Here is a 3605-nt window from a genome sequence, read left to right as displayed (position 1 = left end):
CACCCCCGTCATTGCGAGGAGTCCCGATGCAATCGGGACAACGAAGCAATCCGTTTCCGTCTCAAATCTCATCATACAGGTCTCGCCACTCAGGATTCAACGACTCTACAAGCCTGTTCTTCCTCGCCCTCGAGCTACCTTTCAGCCTTTTCTCTCGTAATATGGCATTCTCAACGTCCTCAAATATCTCATAGTAAACCAGTTTATCTATTCTATATTTCTCTGCAAACCCTCTGACGACCTGCCTTTTATGCTCGTACACTCGCCTTTTAAGGTCATTGGTCACACCGAGGTAAAGTGCTACGTTCGTGCTGTTAGCCAGAATATATACATAATACTGCTTGCTCGTCACTCTACTTCAAATAAGTCGGAGGGTATACGGATTGCTTCGGCACTCCGTGCCTCGCAATGACACACTCGATAGACCTTTCCCTGAATCTACATCCTCTTTGGAGTCCGACCCCCGTCATTGCGAGCCCGATGCAATCGGGCGAAGCAATCCGTCCCCATCTCCCGCAAGGAGAGATGGGGAGATTTCCTCTCCCTTGACGGGAGAGGACTAAGCCTGCCCCGTACTGGATACAGGGGTGAGGGTGAAGTCATCCGTTTCATTCCCTTCACTCTATTGCTTCTCCAATTACTTAACGTACTTCCCGATTATCAGGTTCAGTTTCCGCTTCTGACCCCCCGGTATCTTCTCCGGGGCGGTGACAATCGCCATCTCCAGCGCTGTCGCACATGCGCAGTTGCGCATGTGCGGAATTTTCCCCACCGCCAGCTTGATGATCCGCTTTGACATATCGACGTTCTTGCGCAGGGTCTCCAGGATTATCTCGACCGTTACCGCCTCACCCGGCTGCCACCAGCTATCGTAGTCGGTGACGCAGCCGATGATAGCGTAGCAGATTTCCGCCTCCCGCGCCAGCTTGGCTTCCGGCAGCGCCGTCATACCGATGATATCCGCTCCCCAGGAGCGGTAGAGCCTCGATTCCGCCCGCGTGGAGAAGGCGGGACCCTCCATGACCACCATGGTACCCGTGGGATGAACACTGGCCCCCGCCTCCTGCGCCGACTCATACACCACCCGGCTCAAGTCCGGGCAAAATGGGTCGGCGAAGGCGATGTGGGCGACGATGCCATCGCTGAAGAAGGTGCCGGTACGCCCCCGGGTGCGGTCGATTAGCTGGTCGGGGATGAGCAGGTCGCCGGGCTTGACCTCTTTCTTGAAACTGCCCGCCGAGTTGATGGCGATGATGTGCTCCACCCCCAGCGACTTCAGGGCGTAGATATTGGCCCGCGCCGGCAATTCCGAAGGTGAGATGCGGTGCCCCCTGCCGTGACGGGGCAGAAAGGCGACCCCGACTCCCTCCAGCCTGCCGGTGACAATAGTATCGCTCGGCTTGCCGAAGGGCGTATCAATATCAACTTCTTTAATATCGGTCAGCCCCTCGATATCATAAAGCCCCGTCCCCCCGATAACCCCGATTTTAGCTCTGGGTTCTGGCATAAGCACCTCCTTTAAAATAGCCGACTTGGAATATCAAACAGTCAGCGCCTCCGGTACACGTCTTTGCGATGGTCAAATAAGATGATGTTAAGTAATTTTTCCTCGTGGTCAATAGAATAGACCAATCGGTAGCTGCCGATTCGGACTTTATAGAGTCCGGCATAGCTGCCGGTCAATGGTTCCGGACTCAGGGTTTCAAAGTTTTCTGAAAGCCACTTAATCCTGTTCAGCACGCGCCGGGCGATAACGTTATCCAGTTGCCTGATACGGGCGGATGCTGAGGCGCTAAACCGGACGCTGTAGCTCATTCCAGGACTATACCCATCTCTCCGGCAAGTTCTTCAAGGGGGATACCTTTTTCTCCCCGCTTCAGGGCGGACAGTGACTCCTCAATCCTGCGCCTGGCTTCATCGGTCAGTTCAAGCCCCCGGTCCGGGTCACCCATGATTTCAGCCAGCTTGTCTTCTATTGCTTCATCAATCAACGCCTTCAGTTGCTCAACGGTAAGCTCTTTTACCTTCATCATCTTCCTCCACTACTGGCTTGCTCTATATTATAGCTGATTTACCGGCTGCCGTCTTATATATCCAGGAAATCCCAAACTGTCATTGCCACTGTCATTGCGAGACCATCCCGATTCATCGGGAGGCGAAGCAATCCGCCCTTGTCATTGCCAGCGCAGCGTGGCAATCTCTGTCTCGTCTCAGTCCGTCCTAAAAGGTTACACTGTCATTGCGAGCAAAGCGAAGCAATCCGTTCGCCTCTCCCCCTTTCGTAAAGAGCTTGCCCCTGGCTTGAACAGGGGGGGATTAAGGGGGATTTTCTCCCTCTTCGACTCACCGTTATTTCTTGCTTTCCCCCTCCACTATCCGCCTCTCTTCCTCCGTCAGCCCGTACAGGTCATAGACCAGGCTATCTATCTCCCTGTCCGTCTTCTCAATCTCCCTGAGAAGCTCGTCCCGCTCATTGCCGTAGGTATCACGCACTGGCGCCAGCCGCTTGTTCAACTCCAGCATCCTCTCCACCAGGGCTACCAGTCTGTCATGTATGCTCTTTTCCGCCGGATTAGAAAAGTCAACGATATGAATTGGAAGTGGCTCCAGGTACTGGCGGTTGGCGGAACGGAATCCTCCGCGGAAGGCAACGCTGACGCGGTTAAAATAGTAATTCAGTAAACTGCTATTTAACAAACCCAGGACGTAAACATCGTTGCTGGTATTCTTAAGTGTTAGCCCGCCGACATCTACATTGTCCAGGTAGAACTGTCCACCTCGGTCGAGGACGGCCTCAAGTCTGTGCACCAGCCTTGGTATGGCGAACTTGAGTTTATCATGCATCGCTAAGTTCTGTGTACGACCAAATGCGTACCACTTTTCGTGCTTCATTTTGCCGTTTTCCCTGCTTTCGAGATTGGTCCTGTTTTCCAGCAAGTATTCCCAGCACCTGGGATACAGTGAACTGAATTCTTCTTCCGGTATCAGTTCAGCGGTGTCCCCGCTGACTTTATAAGGGAACAGCAAGACATGCGTGGGCAGGGGAAAAACAAAGCGTTCAACGTCTTTCCCGCTAATCAGAGGCTTGAGCAAAACGCTCTCAAGCTCAATGATTTTGTCCAGGCTGCGGGAATATACCTTGATCATGCCATTATCAGATTCGCCGCGGTTCTCCAGAATATATACCTTATCTGCGCTGGTTTGCAGCCCTACAAATACTCTGTCAGCAAGTTCTCCGAGTGGCACCGTATTTCGGGTCAGCTTATTCATGAGTGTATCAGTCTTTGCTATCGGCGGCCATATTCCCTTCACTATGGCTGTCTGTTCAACCGTTATTGGCGGGATACCTGCCAGAGGCACTTTGGTCAGGTCTGTCTCTGCGGGGGCGTGCGTATAGTGAAGCGGAGCATCTTCTCCGGCTTTTCTGAGTATAATGATTGCGGGGTAGGTAGTTGCCTCACCGAACACTTGCTGGGCGGACAGGTCTACCAGGCTTTCCACTACGCAATTTTCTTTTATTATCTCCCGTAGCCTCTTGCCGTATTCTGACTTCAGGAACTTCCCGGAAGTGATAAATCCCATTCGCCCGCCCGGATTCAGCAGGT

At 53.0% G+C, this 3605-nt stretch carries 5 protein-coding genes; all 5 read right to left on the bottom strand.

Going from position 1 to position 3605, the window contains the following annotated elements:
* Nucleotides 1-61: 61 nt before the first annotated feature.
* Nucleotides 62-352, bottom strand: a complete 291-nt coding sequence (locus Q8Q07_03500; GenBank protein MDP3879356.1) for a GIY-YIG nuclease family protein — start codon at nucleotides 350-352, stop codon at nucleotides 62-64.
* 285 nt (nucleotides 353-637) lie between these two features.
* On the bottom strand, nucleotides 638-1507 hold the full coding sequence (mtnP, locus tag Q8Q07_03495) for an S-methyl-5'-thioadenosine phosphorylase (GenBank protein MDP3879355.1): 870 nt from the start codon (nucleotides 1505-1507) through the stop codon (nucleotides 638-640).
* Between the two features lie 41 nt (nucleotides 1508-1548).
* Nucleotides 1549-1815, bottom strand: coding sequence for a type II toxin-antitoxin system RelE/ParE family toxin (locus tag Q8Q07_03490; GenBank protein ID MDP3879354.1), 267 nt, complete (start codon nucleotides 1813-1815; stop codon nucleotides 1549-1551).
* A complete protein-coding gene (locus Q8Q07_03485) occupies nucleotides 1812-2033 on the bottom strand; it encodes a hypothetical protein (GenBank protein ID MDP3879353.1) in 222 nt (73 codons plus the stop codon). The genes Q8Q07_03490 and Q8Q07_03485 overlap by 4 nt, the downstream gene beginning before the upstream one ends.
* Before the next feature lie 316 nt (nucleotides 2034-2349).
* Nucleotides 2350-3605: TaqI-like C-terminal specificity domain-containing protein (locus Q8Q07_03480; GenBank protein MDP3879352.1), on the bottom strand; the 1256-nt coding region annotated here is incomplete at its 5' end.

This window comes from Dehalococcoidales bacterium, assembly GCA_030698765.1.
Classification (GTDB): domain Bacteria; phylum Chloroflexota; class Dehalococcoidia; order Dehalococcoidales; family UBA2162; genus JAUYMF01.
Note: the sequence above shows the minus strand (reverse complement) of the source record. Positions and strands in the feature narration are given on the sequence as shown.